We start from the raw sequence: 20,102 nt of genomic DNA on the forward strand, positions 1-20,102 counted from the left end.
AATGATTTCATTTCTAGTTTTGAAAAACTAAATTTATTCAAAAAAAGGAGATAATTAAATATCATACTTTCTTAATTGAAAACTAAGCATACCTTAAATCAACAGAAAATTTATTTGGATATTTACCTATTTTATCTTTATAAAAATCCATTATTTGTTTCAAGTCGGCTTCCATGTCGTCTGTTGGAACAATTAGTTTTGTAACTCCTGCTTCTCTTTTTTGATAATCTAGGTAACCAAGTGCAATCGGAACATTTGCTAGTTTTGCAGCGTGATAAAAACCCATTTTCCATTCTGTTACTTTATTGCGTGTAGCTTCAGGTGTAAATACAACAGCTAATTTTTCGTTTTCTGTAAAAAGATTTGCCATTGCTTGTACCATTGAAGGACGCTTTTCTCCAGCTTTTTTGGGCGTTCGGTCTATTCCTATTGCTCCCATTTTCAAAAGCATTTTTCCGAAAGGAGGTTTTATCCACTCTTTTTTTATAGTAAAACGCCAGTTTATGTTGGCTATATCAAACCAAGCAATTGTATAAACAGCATCCCAGTTGGAGGTGTGTGGTGCTGCAATAATTACACAGCGATCCAATATTTCTTGTGTAACTTCTTTGCTATTAGTGATTTTCCAACCACGAAAACGAAATAAAAAACGAAAAAGAGCAAGTACCATTCTTTTAATTATTAATGTTTGATTGTTAGTTATTGGTAAGAGGGTGCTTGAAAATTTTTATTTTAGCTTTAAACGAGTAATTTCATTACAATCTTTGTTATTTTATCGTTAAATAGCTCTCTATTTTCCTTAAAAATAATTTGATTATACTAAAATTTACCTTCGGTACTACTCCGTGGTATTTCATTTTCACTATCAAGATAAAAATCAAAACAAACTCTAAATGAAAAATATATCTTTTTCATTTATCTGCAAGTTACAAATTAGAGAAACTCAATTCTTATAAAAGTAGTTAATAGTATTTTTTTAGACAAAATGGCGATTAACATTACTCATTAAAAAAATCAATAATGGTAGCAGAAGCTTTCAAATCTCACTTTTTGAAGGGGTAGAAAGAGACCAAAAAGTAAAGTGTAGTAGTATGAATCAAAAGTTTAAGTTCGTGATTATTTCTTATAATCTTTTGCCTGTTGTTTTTGTGTCTGTAAATGTTTTTTGCTTTTTTGATGCTATCTGTTTTGCTGGATTAGGTAGTTCTTTTTTAGCAGAATTTTGAATCTGTGAAGTTTGATTTGGGTTTGGGTCTAACATAACTCTATTTGATAACCATGTACTAGCATCTGATAACTGCTCAAAAACCTGTACTTTATACTGTCCTTCACTATTTTTATTCAAAAACATCTCTAGCGAAATATTTGAAAAAAGATCATTTCCTGTATTTATTGCCCAATAAAACATACCTGCTTCTCTAGCACGAGGTGTCCAATCATTAGTAAGCCAGTCATTTGCTTCATTCCAAGGCCCTACAATTTGGCTATGGTCTGCCAAAACTGCCACAGCATTATTTTCAGCTACCTGTTCAATAATTTTATTATAGCCTAATTTTATATCTTGCATACGAATAAAACCCTTCCATTGATAAAAAACCCATTGAGAGTTTTCGTCATATTCTACGGTTAGACAAACAGAACCAAATTCGTTATTTACATGATGAATCATAGCAAGTATATTTTAAAAAGACTTAACAATATAAAAAAAACAACTACATTTTTTGTAATCACTCAAAACAAAATCTAAGATACCAAAATACTAATTTTATATTTATTTTCAAAAACAAAGATAATATGAAAAGTTAAAAGTATTTTCTTACTCTTCCTTATTAGTTAGAGACTATATTGTTTGATTCTCTACTTTGCTTTTTCTGGTCTTGGTCTAGTAAAGACCCATTCTGTTTCATCAGATAAATCAGCATTAAATTTATAACCATCTTCATCGTATGATTTTAGTTTACTTTCTTGTTTTATTTTGTTCTGAATAATATAACGAGCCATTTTTCCTCTTGCTCTTTTTGCATAAATAGCAACCGTTTTTAGCTCTCCATCTTTTTCTTCCTTAAAAAGAGGTACTATTTGTTTTAGCTTAAAATGCCTATTAAAAATAGCTTTTGAATACTCTTGAGAAGCTAGGTTAAGAATAGTCTCATTAGGATAACGAGTATTAAAATAATCTGTCAGAAACTTTCCCCAAAACTCATATAAGTTCTTTCCTCTTGATGTTTTTAAGGCTGTCTTCATCTCCAAACGATACGGCTGAATCAAATCAAAGGGACGCAAAATGCCATAAAAACCTGAGATAATACGCAAGTTATCTTGAGCAAAATATAAATCTTCATCTGTAAGCGTATCTGAATCCAAACCATCATAAACATCTCCACGAAATGCTACGATTGCCTGTCTGTCATATTTTGGGTTGAACGGAAATTGCATGTCTTGAAAACGATTATAATTCAAGAAAGCCAATCGTTCACTTATATCCATTACTTCTTGTAACTCCTCAATATCTTTTTTCTGAATTGTATCTAAAAGCTCTTTAGTATCTAACGTAAATTCGGGGTGAGTATGTGACTTTGTCCTATTTTTATTATCAAACTCTTGTGTTTTGGAAGGCGAAAGTATAGTAATCATAAGTATTTATTTTGTAAGTAGTTGAGAAGGGCAGTTTAGTTTTGTTATTTTTGCAAAAATACATAATTCATAAACTGTATTTGGTCTGTACAAAAAATCAAGTGCTTTAATTAGGATTTATTGCGCTTTTTTAACAAAAAAACAGAAAATAAATTTATATTCAAAACATACACCAAACTTAATTCAAATTATTATGCGTCAGAAAATTGTAGCAGGAAATTGGAAAATGAACCTTACTAAAGAAGAAGCACAAAGTCTTACTTCCGAAATTGTAGGAATGAGTAATGATGAACTAGGAACGAGTCAAAAAGATGTAAAACTTATTCTTTGCCCTTCTTTTGTTCATATTTCTACTATAAAATCACTTTTCAAAAACTCAAAAAATATTCATTTGGGAGCGCAAAATGTTGCTTCTCAAGAAAAAGGAGCTTATACAGGAGAAATTTCGGCTGCTATGCTCTCTTCCTATCAAGTAGAATATGTAATTATCGGACACAGTGAAAGAAGACAATATTTTAAAGAAACAAATCAAGAAATCGCTCAAAAAATTGATTTAATTTTTTCTAATAAAATGCTTCCAATTTTTTGTTGTGGCGAAACATTAGAGCTTAGAGAAGCAGGAAATCATATTGATTTCATCAAAAAACAAATTTCAGAAAGTCTTTTTCATTTATCGTCTTCTGATTTTGAAAAAGTAGTAGTTGCTTACGAGCCTATTTGGGCAATCGGAACAGGAAAAACAGCTTCTAGCAACCAAGCACAAGAAATTCATGCAGAAATAAGAAAACATATTTCTACAAAATATGGAAAAGAAATTGCTGACAAAACGCCAATTCTTTATGGTGGAAGCTGCAAACCAAGTAATGCAAAAGAGCTTTTCGCTTGTCCTGATGTAGATGGTGGACTTATTGGAGGTGCTGCACTAGCATCAAGAGATTTTGTAGAGATTGCTAAGTCTTTTTAAGAATTTCTTATTTGATTTAGTAATTATGTAAATAGATTTTGAAGTTATTTGATACTGTTTTATTGAATAGCTTCATTATTTTTTTACAACCTTCTGAAACTTGACAGTTAGGTAAAACATGTACACTAACAAAATTTCAAATCAAAAGCATATTCATTTTTATAAAAGAAATACATTATTTTAAATCAAAAATACTTAACTCTATGAAATTTCTAAAAACTACCATCTTTTTTCTAATTGTATCATTTACTTTGTTTTCTTGTTTACAAGAGAGTAGAAGTCAAACTCAAGTTCAAGATTCTGTAAAAACAGAAGTTTTACAAAAAATAGAAGTAGATACATTATTCAAAGAATATCCAAAAGATTTTTATGATAGGCTTAAAGCTCAAGGGCTGCTTCAATTACAAATTTATGATAAAAAATTAGATGCTAAGTACTCAAACAAAAATATAAAATTTAGTAAAAGTTCAGCTTATGGAATTCCTAAATCTTTACGTGATTCTCCACTAAGAATTTATATTTTAAGAGGAACTGATATAAAGGAAGAAATGATCAACAGAAATGTAAAACTCTATATATCTTACCTACATAGATTAATGCCAAATAGTGCTGAATTGAGATATGAAACTAATTTTGGAGAAGTAAAGGATAGACTTGATCTGGGAGGAGTATATTTAGTCATTCATGAAAAAAGATTAGAAAAATCATCTTCACAAACAGAATATATTCTTGCAGCTACTTTATTTACTTTTGAAGGTAATGCAATAAAATATTTACCTATAAAAAATGAAATTACTGATGAGCAATCTGAGGGTTTGTCTGTATCAAGAACGTTTCCTAAAAATCAAGATAACCCAAATATTGAATTAGTTTATAACGATAAAACTAAAATATTGACTTATGTAGATGAAGAAGGAAAACAAGAGAGGTATGAATGGAAGGAAAAGGCATTTGTGTTTTTAGATTAAAAAAATATCATAATTAAAATTGGATGAAAAACACCTCTCTTTCATAATTATTTCCCTTGCTAATTTTTCTGTAACTTTGCTTAGTAGAATAGAAAAAACGATATCTCGTTAGACGGCAAAGCCTCAACGACGGTTTATAAAAACATACAGCATGATAGATTTCATAAAAGACTTAAACGAAAAGCAGCAGTTAGGCGTACTCAACACCGAAGGAGCTTGTTTATTGATAGCAGGAGCAGGTTCGGGCAAAACTCGTGTCCTTACGTATAGAATAGCAAATTTATTAGAAAAAGGAACTTCTCCTTGGCAAATCTTGGCTCTTACTTTTACCAATAAGGCAGCCAAAGAAATGCGTGAGCGTATTGAGAATTTAGCAGGAAGTACAGGTAGAGATTTATGGATGGGAACGTTTCACTCTATGTTTGCTCGTATTTTGCGTTTTGATGGAGATAGATTGGGCTACCGTCAAGGATTTAGTATTTATGATACAGATGATTCGAAGTCTTTGATAAAAAACATTGTCAAGGAAATGGGTGTTGATGACAAAATTTATGCAGCAGCAGCAATGTTTAATCGAATTAGTAGCCTCAAAAACTCCCTTATTTCTCCCCAAGAGTACAATCAGAATGCAGAGTTTTTGTCGGAAGATGCGATGGCAAAACGTCCACATTTTGGAAAGATTTATCAGACCTATGCAGCTCGTTGTTTTCAAGCTAATGCAATGGATTTTGATGATTTATTGTATCAAACTTTTGTACTTTTTCGTGACCATAAAGATATTCTACACAAATATCAGCATCGTTTTAAGTATATTTTGATTGATGAGTTTCAAGATACAAATATCGCCCAATACAAAATCATTAAAAAACTGGCTGCCGTAAATCTCAATATTTGTGTGGTCGGAGATGATGCACAAAGTATTTATGCCTTTCGTGGTGCAGATATTCGTAATATTCTGAATTTTGAAAGAGATTATCCAGACTTAGAAATTATTAAGCTAGAGCAAAATTACCGTTCTACCAAAACGATTGTAGAAGCTGCCAACAAGATTATAAAAAATAATAAGAATCAAATTCCTAAAAGCGTTTGGACAGAAAATATAGCAGGAGAAAAAATAGAACTCATTAGAGCTACATCAGACCAAGAAGAAGGAAGAATAATAGCAGGAAATGTATTTGAAACTAGAGCGCAAAAAAACGCAAGGTTAAACGATTTTGCTATTTTATATCGTACCAATGCACAATCTAGGTCAATGGAGGAAGCTCTTCGAAGACTGAATATAAAGTATAGAATCATTGGTGGACTTTCATTTTATCAAAGAAAAGAAATCAAAGATATGTTGGCTTATTTTCGTTTGGCTGTCAATCCAGAAGACGAAGAGGCACTAAGAAGGTCAATTAATAACCCAAAAAGAGGCATCGGACAAACAACCGTTTTGAAAGTATTTTTAGCTTCAAGAGAAAATAATGTTCCAATTTCGAAAGTAACTCGCCATGCATCAGCTTACTTAAAAGGAAGAGCAGGAACAAGCGTAGAGAAATTTGGAGAACTTGCCGAAGCATTCAGAATTATAGCCTCTGAAAATGATGCATTTACGGCAGCAAAATATATCGCTCAACATTCAGGAATTGTAAAAGCACTTTTTGATGATGAAAGCTTAGAAGGAAGAGCAAGATATGAGAACATTCAAGAACTTCTGAATGCAACACAAGAATTTGTTCAGAATAAATTAAGCGAAGCTACCACAGAAGAACCTGATACTTCACTTTCATTATTTTTGCAAGAAGTTGCGCTATTGTCTTCTGTCGACCAAGCCAGTGAAGACGAAGATGCCGTTACGATGATGACTATTCACGCAGCTAAAGGACTAGAGTTTGATTATGTTTATTTGGTGGGAATGGAAGAAGAGCTTTTTCCTTCATCAAGAATGATTGCATCACAGCAAGATTTAGAAGAAGAACGCCGTTTATTTTATGTTGCTGTTACTCGTGCTAAGGAACGCCTAACACTTTCTTATGCCTTGCAGCGTTACCGTTATGGGAGTTTTAATTCGTGCGAACCTTCTCGTTTTTTGTTTGAGATTGACCAAGAATTATTCAATGCTCGTTCTCGTTCCATTCAAAGAAATAATCCGAATCACATGACCAATTTTATGCGTCATCGTGCAGCACAAGAAAAAGAAAGTGATAAAAAAACAACTCAAACAGGAAGTAAACTCAAACCTTTAAAGTCTGTAAATAAAAATTCTCCTTTTGTTTCTAGCAAATCAGAGGATATTGTAGAGGGAATCAGAGTAGAACACCCAAAATTCGGCTTCGGAACAGTCAAGAAAATCGATAGTTCTACAAGTGGAAAACGTGCTATCATTGGTTTTGATACAGAAGGCGATAAAACACTTATTTTGAGTTTTGCGAAGTTGAGAGTGGTAAATGATTAGCGAGTGATTTTTTATGATTGATTTGATAAAAGACAAGATAATTTCTGAATGCCTTTTTTAATTCAATTCTAAACTAAAGAATAAAAAAACGTCTTTAGCTGAAAAAGAATCCAAACTAAGTCCTACTGCGAGGGAAATTTGGAAAGGAATAAAAGAGGGCTTAGAAGATGTAAAACATGGTAGAACTCATTCTGTTGAGGAATTTTTGAAAGAAATGAGAGAAGAAAAAGGAGAATAATAACTTCAATTCCATTTATGATAAAAGTGAAAAGGAAACTATATCAGATTCAGAACTAGATGATTTGTTAGATTTTAATTCAGAAGAAGATTAGATTTAGTATTTACGTCAAAGAAATAATAACCCTTCAACTATTTTTTTTAATTTTGTAAATAATTTCAATCAAATTAGAACACAATTTTATAAATCAATATAGAAATGGGAAGAGCATTTGAATATCGTAAGAAAGCCAAATTTGCACGTTGGGGCGCAATGGCTCGTAACTTTACAAAAGTAGGAAGAGAAATTGCCATTGCAGTAAAAGAGGGAGGAGCAGACCCAGACACAAATCCACGCCTAAGAACGGCAATGCAAAATGCAAAAGGCTTCAATATGCCTAAAGACAGAGTAGAAGCTGCTATCAAAAGAGCTTCCTCAAAAGAAGATGGCGATTTTGAAGAAATTGTATATGAAGGATATGCTATGCACGGAATTCCTGTGGTAGTAGAATGTGCTACCAACAACTCAAATAGAACTGTTGCTATGGTAAGAATGCACTTCAATCGTTGTGGAGGAGCTTTAGGGAAAACAGGTTCATTAGAGTTTATGTTTGACAGAACAGGCGTTTTCGAGTTAGAAGCTGACAAAGTAGATATGGACGAGCTAGAACTTGACCTTATCGATGCAGGTGCAGAAGACATCACAACTGATACTATCGAAGTAGAAGAAGGTGTAGAACAAGAAATCTTTGTTATTCATACAAAGTTTGAAGATTTTGGACAGATGCAAAAATTCTTAGATGAAAAAGGCATTGAACCAAAAAAATCGAATATTCAAAGAATACCAAAAACTACTCAAAAGCTAGATGATGAGCAGGAAGAAGAAGTAATGAAACTCATCGACAGACTAGAAGAAGAAGATGATGTTCAAGAAGTATATCATAATTTGGAGTAAAGTAAGAATAATAACTTTTCTGTAATATCTATCAGACCTCTCTAAAAATTATCTGTTTTTAGAGAGGTTTTTTTATGAACTACAATGTAATTTATTTTTATTATTCTGTGTTTATATGATTTATCTTACACCTTATTATTATAAAATGGCTATAAAGGCTCAAAATAGCATTTTTATATCAAAATTTAATAATTATTCTCTTTATTTCAATACGTACTATTTAAGATAATAAATACAAATACTTTGCTTTATAAAAACAGAGCCTTATCTTTGCACATCCATAAAAAGTTCGTTTTCAATCTACTACAGACTTTTTATTATTTATAGAAGACATTTATTTTCTCTCATCATTCTCATCTATTTCAATGAATAATTTACTCCTCTACTTTTTCTTACTTTCTTTTTTGTTGGCTTTGCTACAAACACAGCATATAGTCAAGCATTTCGTACTACTTGGATAACAACAGACGGAACAATCACTATTCCTACAAACGGAACAGGTTATAATTATACAGTTACTTGGACAAACTTAACCAATGCAGGAGTAAATAAAGGCTCTGCAACAGCACAAACAGGAAACTATACCCTTACAGGATTAGAAAATAATAGCACGTATGAAATTGCTATTAGTGGCGACTTTCCTCGTATTTATATGTATTTTTATTTTCCTGAACGTACAAAAATTCAAACAATAGAAGAGTGGGGAGATATTATTTGGACAAGCATGAATTCTGCTTTTATTGGTTGTACAAATCTTAAATTTGATAAATCTCCAGCATGAATAAGTATTCCTCTTCCATCACCACAACTTACAGACCACGGAGCATCTACGTGATTGGGTGAAGTAATAGTCATTCCTTGTTCTATATAGGGAGTACCAAAGACATCAGATCCTGTAAATTCTAATACAATATCTGAACCTACAACTTCACAATTATCAGTAGTACAAACTTTATAATTTACCACAGCACCACAAGAACCTGCATCAACATCGACTACAATGTTCGTAGGAACTGAAATTACAGGTGGAGTTGTATCAACTGTATAAGAAGCACTAACATCAAAAGTATAAGGGTTTTCGTCGCTATCATTACTAGCTAAGGATACAGTTGCTACCTGTAAACCCGTAATATTAGGTGTATAAGTTACCTCAAATGTAATGTCTGTTCCTGATGTTATTGTATTTGTAGAAGGCTGTGCAGAAATAGAAAAATCAGGTGAACCAGAAATAGTTACTAATGGTAAGCCTGTTAAGTCAAGTGTACTCACTCCTGTATTTTGAATAGTAAAAATATTTGTTTGAGTGTTAGAACTACATACGCTTCCAAAATCAGTTCCATCATTAAGATCTGGTGTAGTATCACCATTTGCTATGTCTATTCCGTTTCCTTGAATATTTATTTCAGTAGATAAGTTACCTAAAAATAAACCATCAAGAGCCATGTCACTTGTAAAAGAAGTTGATATTGTACCTATAAAACGCAATTGTACGTTAGTATTAGCTGAATAACTAATCAAATCAATGACTTCTTGATTCCATTGATTGCCTTGATTGCCACTCAAACTCCAGATATTACTCCAAGCTGTACCTCCATCGGTACTTATTTCAAGATTTAATGAACCCATAGCACATGTGGTAATAAAAAACAAACCCTGGTGTAGTAAGACCTGTTAAATCAAAACAGGGACTAGTAATAATCGCAGTTCTAGATGGATAATTAGGGCTAGAAGATTCTGTGTATAAGTAATGAGTTCCCTCAAATGGTTCATCTGGTCCTGCATTACTGGAAGTCGTTTGATTAGTATCAAATGTCCAATTAAAATCATCAGTAGTTTCTTGTGTCCAAGCTCCTATGTTATTGTTGAATCCTTCTGTTTAAGAGGTTATTGAAGGGTCTGTACATTGCGCTTTACTTAAAGAAGTTACCAAAAAAATCAATACTATAGAAAACAGTAGTTTTTTAGTAGTATCAAAAGTAAAAGATAGAGAAGTAGAGAGTAGATTCATAATGTTTAGTAAGAATTCAGTAATAGAGTTATTCTAAGATGGAAGATATATTATGTAACTTTTTAAAGAAAAAAAAGACTTTCCTTTCATTTTTTTATTTGAAAGCATAAAGATAGGTCTTTTTTATCATTTTTTTTATAAACACACTTTTTTTTCAAAAAACTTACTCACTCAATAAAAAAAATTTTTTTTAGTAAAAAGCACCTATTGATAATGAGGACTCAGGTTATTTTTTTACTCTGTTAAGAGTTCCCTATTGGATAGAATATCTAGGAGTTTTAGATAAAAATTTACTCTTTGTGTAGTAGTTCCTAATAGAATAGATATTCTTTTTTCAACTGCAAAACGGTCTGCTCTACGAGACTGACCTATTATAGAAGTAATTCTTAAACAGCTTCTAAGGTAGCTTCACTGTTTTGGCAGGTATAACTTTATACCTCTATTCCAATAAAGGTAATATCATCTCGTTGTTCAGCATTTTGTTGATGATTAATTAGCTCATTTTCTAATGCTGTTATTTGTTCTTCAATTGGGAAATGCAGTGTTCTTTGAATAAAATCGGTTACTTGTATAGTTCCAAATTTATTTCCTTGTGGATTGTTTTGGTCGGGTAATCCGTCGGTACTTAGATAAATTCTTGATTTTTTATTGAGTGATAAAATATGCTGCTCAAACTTATTTTGTTTACGCTGTTTTCCTCCTACTGATTTGCGTGTTCCTTGCAAACGCTCTATTTTACTTGGTTCATTTTCATTATAACCCATATAAAATAACGGACGTTTTGCACCTGCAAAAACAACTTCTGTTTTTTCATTATCAAAATTTATCCTACACAAACATATATCCATTCCGTCGCTATTTGCATTTTCATCTTGACGCAAGGCTTCTATAAATTGTTCATTTAGTTTATCCAAAATCTGTGAAGGCTCATAGATTTTTTGTAGCTCTACAATCTCTGTCAAAAGTGTATTTCCTATCATCGACATAAATGCCCCTGGAACTCCATGCCCTGTACAATCAACGGCAGCAACAAAGAAATAATCCGTAGTCTGACTTGTCCAATAAAAATCTCCACTGACAATATCTTTTGGTCTGAAAATAATTTGATAATCATCATTTGAAAGTCTAAATGGTTTTTCTATTTTTTTCTCACTTGGCAGAATGGCTTGTTGAATGGTTTGGGCATAACGAATAGAATCCGTAATTTTTTGATTTTTTTCATTGATAAGTTGGTACGCCGAAGAGTTGTCTAAAGCAATTGAAACGTAAGAAGCCAAAGAACGTAAAAAAGTTAGTTCACGTTCTGAATATGAATTTTTCTTGAATGATTGTACCGTAATTACGCCCAACGATTTGTTTTCTAATTGAAGAGGCAAATAAACTAATGCCAAAGGAATTTCGCCTTGTTGTTCTTCTGCAAGCTCAAAATCATATTTTTCTCCTTCCGTTTCTAAGTCATTAATGATGATTTCTTCTAAATTCTTGAAACACTTAACTGCCAACGTCTTTTCTTGTAAAGAATCAAAATGATAAGGTAATGGTTCTCCTTTTTCTATAAACCCTTGGAAACCAATACGACACTGTACTTCATCGAAAATCCCAATACCAAAGCCGTCGGCTGGCATAAGTGCATTTACATTTTGATAAACAGATTTAATAAGGTCTTCAAAATTAAGAATAGCTGTTATTTCTTGTCCTATTTCAGATAACAATTGTACGTTTTTATAGGCTTTTTCTACTTCTTCTTTTTGGATACTTAAACTTATATTTAATTCCTTTTGATTTTCATTTTGAGCTTCTATTTCTTCTTTTTGTTGGTTGAGTTGAAAGTTTTGTTGAACAATCTCTTCATTGCTTTCCATTAATTCTGCTGTACGTTCTTTTACAGTATCTTCTAATCTTTGATTTGCTTTTTTGAGTCGTTGAGTATTTATCCAAATTAATCCCCAAATAAATAAGCCTAGTAAAACGACATAAATTAAATATGCCCACCACGTTCTGTACCAAGGAGGAAGAATTTTGAAAGAATAAGTTGTTATTTCGCTTTCTGCTCCATAAATATTTTTTGTTTTTACTTTAAACGTATAATCTCCTTCATACAAATTGGTATAAGATTTTTTGGTTTCACTTGTCCAATTAGAAAAGTCTTTATCATAACCTTCTAATTTATAACTGTACTGAACATCTTCTTGAAAAATAGTAGCAGCAAAATTAAAAGTCAAAGAATTATTTTGATAAATAAAAGTAGGCTCTGCTTCTTTAGGTTGCTTGTCTAAAAATAGCCTTTTTTGATTTGTATAATTACCACCAAAAAATAAAGAATCTTCTCCTAAAAACACTTTTCTAATAATAGGTTTAGAGACTTCTTTATAATCGTATTTTTCTGATTTTTGAGGATAAAAACGATACAAACCTTCACTTCCTCCTATCCAAACTGTATTTTGACTATCATAAATAATAGCTTGTGTGGACATTGGGGGGATTCTATCAAAAGGTATTGGATTGAATATTCTTTTTCCGTTTTTATCAAATTCTATACGTGTCGCATTTCCTTCTGTATTTGCACTTACAACATACAAATCATCATCAGAAGAGCTAATAAGACGAAAAATAGAGTTACCTTCAGTTACATTTTTTCCTAGAGTAGGATGAAGCTCTAATACTCCAGTTTCTTGATTTAAAGTATATAAACCATTTGAAGTTCCTATTACAATTTCATTTTGATAATTAAAAACACTTGTTTCACTTCTTTTCGGTACATTTGGAATACTGTCTATATGAACTATTTTTTCTGTTTGTAATGAATCTGAATCATAAGGAAGATGATAAACACCTTTTTGAATACTTCCTAACCAAACTTCATTTTTTACAATGGCAATCGTTCTGATTTGTGAGTTTTCTATTACTTTATTCTGAACTATTTTTGTTTGCTTTGGAGTATCAAATTCTATTATTGTAAAACCTCCTGCTCCTGCTAGAATAGCTCTTTTATCATCTAACTGTGTAAGTATGTTGGCAGCATTAGAAGCTGCAACTGAAATCGCTTTGTCTCTATCAATATAAAATAACTCATTTTGTGTGATAGCATATAGATGTTTTTCTCCCTGTATTTCAAACTCTTTTACAGACCAACAAAAACCCTCTAAACCTTTTACCTTAGTAAATTTGTTTGAATAATTTGAGTAAAACAACCCTTTTGTAGTTCCGATATAGACAGCATTATCAAACTCTTCAATAGACAACACAACACCCTCAAAATTAGCAGTTTCTTCTTTGAAGATACGCAAAGGTGTTTTGAGTTCGAATTGTCCTATTCCATTATCAGTAGCTAACCAAATATTTTCAGATTGGTCTTCAAAAACATACGGAACTGTTTGGGTAGGAAGTCCATTAGATTTATCTATTCTCTTCAAAATTTTACCTTGTCTATCTATCAAAAAAGCTCCTTTAAAAATAGTGGAAATTAGAATATTTCCATTTTTGAGTGTAATGGCATGATAAATAATTGTGGGAGGATTATTTTGTGTAATAAAATCTATCTCTGTTGAAAAGTAAGAAAGTTTTTGTGTTGATAAATCATACTTCCATATTTGAGCTTGTTGTTGTGCAAAAATAAGCAGTTCTGTTTCACTATAACTTATAATAGCTGCAACAGTCATCGATTTGAGTGTATCTGTATTAGGTAAAATATTTACCTCTTTATTTTCTGAATCAAAAATACTAAAGCCTTTCCCTTTCTGATTGAAGTAATAATTGTTTTTATGTACAGTTCCTCTAAGAATAGTTCCCTCCACAGAAATATCATCTATTGTTTTTGTTTTTAGATCGTAAATAAATAGGTGATTAGAGGTATGAAAATAAACAGCATCTTGAGTGGCATTAATTTCAAATACATCTCCAAACTCTTTGGAAGAATCTGTAAAGTCTTTTGTAAGACTTACAAACTCCATCTCTGAAGTAGAGTCGGAGGGAGCAAGATAGCCAAAATCATTTCTACCTCCAGCATATACTCTTCCTGTATTATCTTTTCCCAAAGAACGCACAATTACTGCTTTTGGGACTGTTATCGTTTGCCAACTAACACCATCGTACATATAAATACTTCTGCCTCCAAAATACATAACCCCATTATCACCTTGTATAATACTCCAAATTTGGGGGTGTCCTTTATAGACTTTTGGCGAATAAAAGTTTGAAAATGGCATTCCAATATCTTGGGTCTCTTCATTCTGAGCAAAAGAAGAAACACAAAAACCTAAAAATAAAATTATAAAGAAGAAGTATCTCATTCTAAAAAATAGGGGAAAATGAGGAATTAATTAGAGAAAATTAAAATAAGAATAACTTTCCATTAGAATAATACGAAATTTCTTTTAATTAAAGAAGTCTTTAAAGTAATTGTCTCAATTAACTATTACTTTTTGCTTACTTCTTAATTTGAATCGAAATTTTTACTACTAAATAAGAATAAATCGTACTTTTACATCTTCAATTAAAAATAACATCAAGCCCAATATTTTCTAGTGGAAAAAACTACTTCTTTTACGCCTCCAGCTTCTCACAATCCAAATAGCTCTGAAAAAGACAAAAAACGTTCTGCACAAGTTCCGATTTTACTTTCTTCAATTTTTATAATTGCTGTTTGTGGAATTTTGTATGAACTTTTGATAAGCAGTATTTCGACCTATTTTTTGGGAAGTAGTATTCTTCACTTTTCAATTACGATTGGACTTTTTCTTTCTGCAATGGGCTTAGGCTCATTTTTGAGTAGATATGTCTATCGAAATTTATTAGATTGGTTTGTTGTTATCGAAACCATCCTTGGGCTTGTGGGAGGTTGTTCTACGCTAATTCTGTATTTTAGTTATACTGTCTTAGATAATTATTATGCTGTCGCTCTGATTATTATTGTCTTTTTGGGAGCTTTTGTAGGTTTAGAGATTCCGATTGTTACACGTCTTTTGAAAGAACATGACAATTTGAAAGATACCATTTCAAATGTTTTGGCTTTTGATTATTTGGGTTCTTTGGTGGCTTCTGTTGCTTTTCCAATTTTACTTTTACCGTATTTGGGGCTGATGCGAACAGCTTTTTTTATTGGAATAATAAATCTTTTGATTGCTATTTTTAATGCATGGGTATTTAGAAAAGAATTAAAACAAGCTGCTGCCAAACTTGCTTTTTCTGCAATTTCAATGGCTGTTTTGTTAGTTGGTTTTATCTACTCCTTTCAAATAAGTGATTTTTTTGAGCAAATGATGTATCAAGATGAAATTATTTACTCTGACCAAACACCTTATCAACGCATTGTAGTAACAAAATATAAGAAAAATACGCAGCTTTTCATTAATGGAAATTTGCAATTCTCAACGCTTGATGAATACCGTTATCATGAAACTATCGTACACGTTCCTGCGCTAATGACTGGTCATCTAGAAAATGTCTTGATTTTGGGAGGTGGTGATGGTTTGGCTGTTCGTGAACTTTTAAAATACGACGAAATTGAAAGTATTGATTTAGTAGATTTGGATAAAGCTATCACTAACCTAGCAAAGCACAACCGAATTTTTAGAGAAGTAAATCAAAATTCACTCTCAAACCCAAAAGTAAAGATTCATAATGTAGATGCGTTTAAGTTTGTGGAAGAGTCTGAAAAACAATATTCACTCATCATTGTAGATTTGCCAGACCCTCATGAGGCTTCTTTAGGCAAACTTTACTCATTAGAATTTTATCGTTTGGCTAAGAAAATATTGTCAAGAGATGGTGTTCTGATTAGTCAATCTACTTCGCCTTATTTTGCTCCAAAACCGTTTTGGTGTATTCAGAAAACAATGCAAGAGGCTTTTCCGTCTGCCTTGCCAGTCAATGTTTATGTTCCTGCTTTCGGAATGTGGGGATTTAGTATGGGAATAAATAATCCAAAATTCAATCAAAATGATTCTACAAGTATTGGTTTACCTTCTCAAAATCAGTTAGATAAAGTATATAAAGAACTGACAAGAAAGATGAAAAAACGACAGTTAGATTTGAGATATTTAGCTCCAGAAGTTTTGCCAAAACTTTTTGTTTTTGATAAAGATATGTTTGAAGGAATAGATATTGATGGAACAGGAAAAGGCGATTCTGTAAAAGTAAATCGCCTAGATAACCAAATCTTGATTCAGTATTATGAAAATAGCTGGAAAAGGTGGGAGTAAGTTTCATTTCTATTTCAAAATCTGATTAGAGAGAATATAATCCATTTTTTCAAATGTTTTTTCATTATCAATTCCATTTAATTCTTCTCCAAAAATAAATTTTCCTTCTTTGTTCAAAATCAAAATAAAGGGTTTGGTTTTCGTCGGAATGTACAAATCTTCAAAAATAGAATTACTAGTTGGAATAATATCAGCGTAAAAAGGTGTTCCTATCAAAAACTCTTCAACTTCTTTTTTCTTGCTTTCCGTAAAACCATAAAACATAATATTATTTTCTGAATAGGTTTCTATTTTTTGATTAAGCTTTGGAATTGCTTCAATAGATATTGTAGAAGAAGGCGACCAAAAAACAAAAACACTCAATTTATTTTCTAAATTCTCTTTCATAATTTCATTTTCTGAAATTAGTTTAAAGCTAAAATTTGGAAAGGCTTCAAAAAGATTTCTTTGCATCGTAAAACCATCAAAAAGAGCTTGTTTTTCATTTCTACTCATCTTCGAAAAAGGATAAACTGCGCTTGGTTTCATAATTTGAGTTGTATCAATGCTTTGCTTTTCTTTCTTGAATTTATCAAAACTATAGCTTTCAAGTTGCGTAAATTTTGCACTCGTAAAATCGCCATAGCGAACAAACATATTCATAATCGAATCTTGTTTTATTTCTAATGTCGAATCAACAGAGACTTCATTTGCTTGAAAATCTTCTTGACTTTTTCTAAAAAATAAATAAATAGGTTTGGCAACTGTTTCATAAGACGTTGTTCCAACTCTCTTTTGCAGTCCATTCTTTATCAAAAAAGTATTGGGCGCAGTCTGATAAATAAGCGAAATATGTTGATAGTTTTTAAGCCATAATTTTCCTTCTTTAAATATAACTTCTTTTCCCAAACCATAATTTCCTAATAAATCTTTTGCATTTTGAGGTAAATTATATGGGTTTGGAATGGGTTTAGTAATTTCTTCAAACTGTTTAAAACGCTGTCCATATTTTTTGATGTAACTAAAACGACTCTTCAAAACACTTTCTTCATACGCCATTTTATAGGCAATATCAAAAGCCTTATCTGTGCTTGTAGAATCATAAGCTGAAACAAAAATATTTGGTTTTACCTCACTTTTTTCTGTTGTTTTAATCTTCATATCTGGAATATTGAGCCAACTATATGCACTTGTTCCTATTTGTTTTGTAATTACTGGTTGTCCTTTGGTTGGCTCTCCTATCACGATTGCATTTCTATGTTTTTGCAAAACGTTCACAATCCATTCAGCAGCATCAGAAGTATTTTTATCTGTCAGAATATAAATTGGACGCTCAAAATATCGAAGTGTATAGTATTTTTCATAATTTCTATCGACTTCAAGAGGATATCCCCAATGGTAATACCAATCATTTCTCTTTTTAAAATAGGGTTTTACTTCTTCTTTTTTGGTAGTTAATGAAACAGTAGGATTCTCATAACTTTTACGGCGTGGTTTTCCACTATCTTTTAAGTATTCTCTTGTATGAAAGACTTTTGCAGTTCCTAAATTATAAGTAGTATCTGGGCGTAAAAAACGCTCTACAAACCAAATAGGAACACTCATCTCATTTACTTCTTTGTCTTTTGTAAAAAACTTTCTTTCAGATTCTAATACAGAACTTCCTCTCAAGTCTAAAATCAAAGCATCTGTAAATAAAAACTCCTCTATTAAGTCTTTCATAAAACGCTCATCTACATAATTAGCAGAAGGCAAAAATGAACACTTTAAATAGCCAATATTTCCTTCTAAAATTTCTTTTTTATCAAATCCATTTCCTAAATAGTCTAAGTTGAATTGGTTAGAATTATTGTTCCAAACATTGCTTTTGTATTTCGCCCTTCGCCTTGACCTTTTTAAAACTCCTCTTCTAAATAGAGACTTTCCTTGTGCCATTCTACTGTAAAAGTTTTTTCTATTATAGCTCCGTAAGTTTCGCCAAAATGATTCATAGTAAACATAATGGGTCTCATCATTTGATTTTTGCTTATTTTTTTCTCCTTTCCACCACCCATGCCATTCGTGTTCTCGTCCACAATTACAAAAACTAGACTTTCTATAAAAACCAAACTTTTCATTATCATCATCTATTCTATAACCCTCCTGTGGTGCAGTATTTTCGAAAGACAAGGGTGTGTTATTATCTAGCTTGTACCAATAATTATTCAAATAAGCCCCAAATTCTTGTAGGTTATATTCAATCAAAGAATCTAAAAAAGGATTATTTCCAATTTCTAAAATAGGTTTTCTGTAAAGAGAATCTGTCGTGTAAAGACAAAGAGCAGAATCTAATGTAATTTTGAATTTTTCTACTTCTTCTTTTTCTATAATTCGTTCGGGTTTGCGTTGTGCCAAAACAGATGTAGAGAAAAGAAATAAAAATAAAATAGAGAAGAGGAAGTATAATTTTGATGGAAAAAAACTCATAGTATAAATTAGATTGCTTTTGAATACGATTATTCAGCAAATTTAAGCAAAAATATTTAACAACTAAAAATATAGTTAAAAGAATTATCTTTTTAGTTACTTTGGGCTTGACAAAAAAAATCCTCAAAACGAATTATTCATTTTGAGGAATTATGTGTTGAAAGTCGTAGGTGGGGACACCTACAACGGCTAGTGAATGTATTTGAAATTAATTTATCATTAATCACTACTTTAAAAATGTTTTTTAAAGAATTTAGAATTTTTGACTTTAGAAGCCGTCGTACTTACCGTGTCTTCAAACTGATTTTCTGCTTTTGCCATTCTTGTTTTGAAATTTTCTTCTTCCAAAAATGATGGTTTTTCTTCTAAATCAATTTGTTCTTCTAGGCTAGTTACTTTTGGCATTGCCATCCAAAGAGCTAAATAAGCTAAAAGACCAAAACCTTTTAAGAAAAATCCACCTATGAAAAGCAAACGCACAATAGTTTCGTCTATTCCAAAATATTTTGCAATTCCAGAGGCAACACCAGCGACTTTTTTGTCGACCATACTACGCATAAAACGTTTTGTTTTGCCAACTAAAGAAGTTGATTTTTTCTCTTCCAACATTCCTTCTTTTGGGTCTTTTGGCATCGCAAGCCACGAAGCTGCATACAGAGGAACTCCAAAACCACCTACAAAAACACTAGCCACAAACCCTAAACGAACAAATACAGGGTCAATATCATAATAGGCTGCAATTCCAGAAGCGACTCCACCTACTTTTTTATCTCTTTTTTGGAGTGTAAATTTCTTATCTAGGCTACGTAACTCTCGCTTAGGTTCAGCTTTTTTAAGTTTTTGCCATTGGTCTTTTCTTTCAAAATAACCCAAATCTAAATCAATTCCTTCTGCAAGAGCAATTTCTTTTGCCGTTCCTACCTGCAAGACCATCAATTCAACATCATTTTTATCTATTGTTCCTTTGTCAATACTCAAACGCTCCAAAAGAACTTCTGCCATACGTGTTTCAATGTCTTCGATAGTCATCGAATCTTCTGGAAAACAACGCTTCAAATCCATTAAGTAAGCTTTTAAAGCTGGATAAGCAGTTTGTTCGACATGAAAAGAAATTGAAGCAATCTGAACTTCTAAAGTATTGTTGATAGAGGAGTTGGTGTGTAGAGGAGGCATAATAAATTTAAAATTTAGATTTCAGAATTTAGAAGAATAAATAATTATTTTTTACTTCTAAAATTCTTTGAGGTGTTGATTTATAATTAGTTAGTGATGAGT

12 protein-coding genes and 1 pseudogene are annotated in these 20,102 nt (G+C 31.6%); 5 read left to right on the forward strand and 8 right to left on the reverse strand.

Annotation, left to right across the window (positions count from 1 at the left end; all coding sequences use genetic code 11):
- Positions 1-82: 82 nt before the first annotated feature.
- From WAF17_RS19315 to yaaA, 3 genes are all read right to left on the reverse strand, one after another.
- Positions 83-670 carry a 1-acyl-sn-glycerol-3-phosphate acyltransferase gene (locus WAF17_RS19315; RefSeq protein ID WP_338763287.1) on the reverse strand — a complete coding sequence of 196 codons (588 nt, stop codon included), beginning with the start codon at positions 668-670 and terminating at the stop codon, positions 83-85.
- A gap of 453 nt (positions 671-1,123) precedes the next feature.
- A complete protein-coding gene (locus WAF17_RS19320) occupies positions 1,124-1,669 on the reverse strand; it encodes a hypothetical protein (protein WP_338763290.1) in 546 nt (181 codons plus the stop codon).
- Positions 1,670-1,857: 188 nt separating this feature from the next.
- Positions 1,858-2,634: a peroxide stress protein YaaA gene (gene yaaA, locus WAF17_RS19325; protein ID WP_338763293.1), complete on the reverse strand. Its 777-nt coding sequence runs from the start codon at positions 2,632-2,634 to the stop codon at positions 1,858-1,860.
- A gap of 193 nt (positions 2,635-2,827) precedes the next feature.
- Here yaaA and tpiA point away from each other — a divergent pair, with 193 nt between their 5' ends.
- The 4 genes from tpiA (at position 2,828) to WAF17_RS19345 (ending at position 8,174) form a co-directional block, all read left to right on the forward strand.
- Positions 2,828-3,598, forward strand: coding sequence for a triose-phosphate isomerase (tpiA, locus tag WAF17_RS19330; protein ID WP_338763296.1), 771 nt, complete (start codon positions 2,828-2,830; stop codon positions 3,596-3,598).
- Positions 3,599-3,801: 203 nt separating this feature from the next.
- The gene (locus WAF17_RS19335; RefSeq protein ID WP_338763299.1) at positions 3,802-4,566 is read left to right on the forward strand and encodes a hypothetical protein; all 765 of its coding nucleotides are present in this window, start codon (positions 3,802-3,804) and stop codon (positions 4,564-4,566) included.
- A gap of 151 nt (positions 4,567-4,717) precedes the next feature.
- A complete protein-coding gene (locus WAF17_RS19340; RefSeq protein ID WP_338763302.1) occupies positions 4,718-7,003 on the forward strand; it encodes a UvrD-helicase domain-containing protein in 2,286 nt (761 codons plus the stop codon).
- A gap of 436 nt (positions 7,004-7,439) precedes the next feature.
- Entirely contained in the window at positions 7,440-8,174 is a 735-nt protein-coding gene (locus WAF17_RS19345; protein WP_338763305.1) for a YebC/PmpR family DNA-binding transcriptional regulator, read from the forward strand.
- A gap of 684 nt (positions 8,175-8,858) precedes the next feature.
- Here WAF17_RS19345 and WAF17_RS19350 read toward each other — a convergent pair.
- The 3 genes and pseudogenes from WAF17_RS19350 to WAF17_RS19360 all read right to left on the reverse strand — a co-directional run bounded on the left by WAF17_RS19350 (position 8,859) and on the right by WAF17_RS19360 (position 14,471).
- Positions 8,859-9,617 carry a choice-of-anchor D domain-containing protein gene (locus tag WAF17_RS19350; protein WP_338770220.1) on the reverse strand — a complete coding sequence of 253 codons (759 nt, stop codon included), beginning with the start codon at positions 9,615-9,617 and terminating at the stop codon, positions 8,859-8,861.
- Between the two features lie 45 nt (positions 9,618-9,662).
- Positions 9,663-10,029 (reverse strand): annotated as a pseudogene (locus tag WAF17_RS19355) (sheath polysaccharide-degrading enzyme); the annotation flags it as partial.
- Between the two features lie 584 nt (positions 10,030-10,613).
- Positions 10,614-14,471, reverse strand: coding sequence for a SpoIIE family protein phosphatase (locus WAF17_RS19360; RefSeq protein ID WP_338763308.1), 3,858 nt, complete (start codon positions 14,469-14,471; stop codon positions 10,614-10,616).
- A gap of 234 nt (positions 14,472-14,705) precedes the next feature.
- Between WAF17_RS19360 and WAF17_RS19365 the strand changes: the two genes are divergently transcribed.
- On the forward strand, positions 14,706-16,382 hold the full coding sequence (locus tag WAF17_RS19365) for a polyamine aminopropyltransferase (RefSeq protein ID WP_338763311.1): 1,677 nt from the start codon (positions 14,706-14,708) through the stop codon (positions 16,380-16,382).
- A gap of 9 nt (positions 16,383-16,391) precedes the next feature.
- Here WAF17_RS19365 and WAF17_RS19370 read toward each other — a convergent pair whose 3' ends face one another.
- Positions 16,392-18,827, reverse strand: coding sequence for a S41 family peptidase (locus WAF17_RS19370; protein ID WP_338763315.1), 2,436 nt, complete (start codon positions 18,825-18,827; stop codon positions 16,392-16,394).
- Positions 18,828-19,058: 231 nt separating this feature from the next.
- A complete protein-coding gene (locus tag WAF17_RS19375) occupies positions 19,059-20,000 on the reverse strand; it encodes a PspC domain-containing protein (RefSeq protein ID WP_338763317.1) in 942 nt (313 codons plus the stop codon).
- Positions 20,001-20,102: the final 102 nt, after the last annotated feature.

It is taken from the genome of Bernardetia sp. ABR2-2B (assembly GCF_037126435.1).
GTDB lineage: Bacteria > Bacteroidota > Bacteroidia > Cytophagales > Bernardetiaceae > Bernardetia.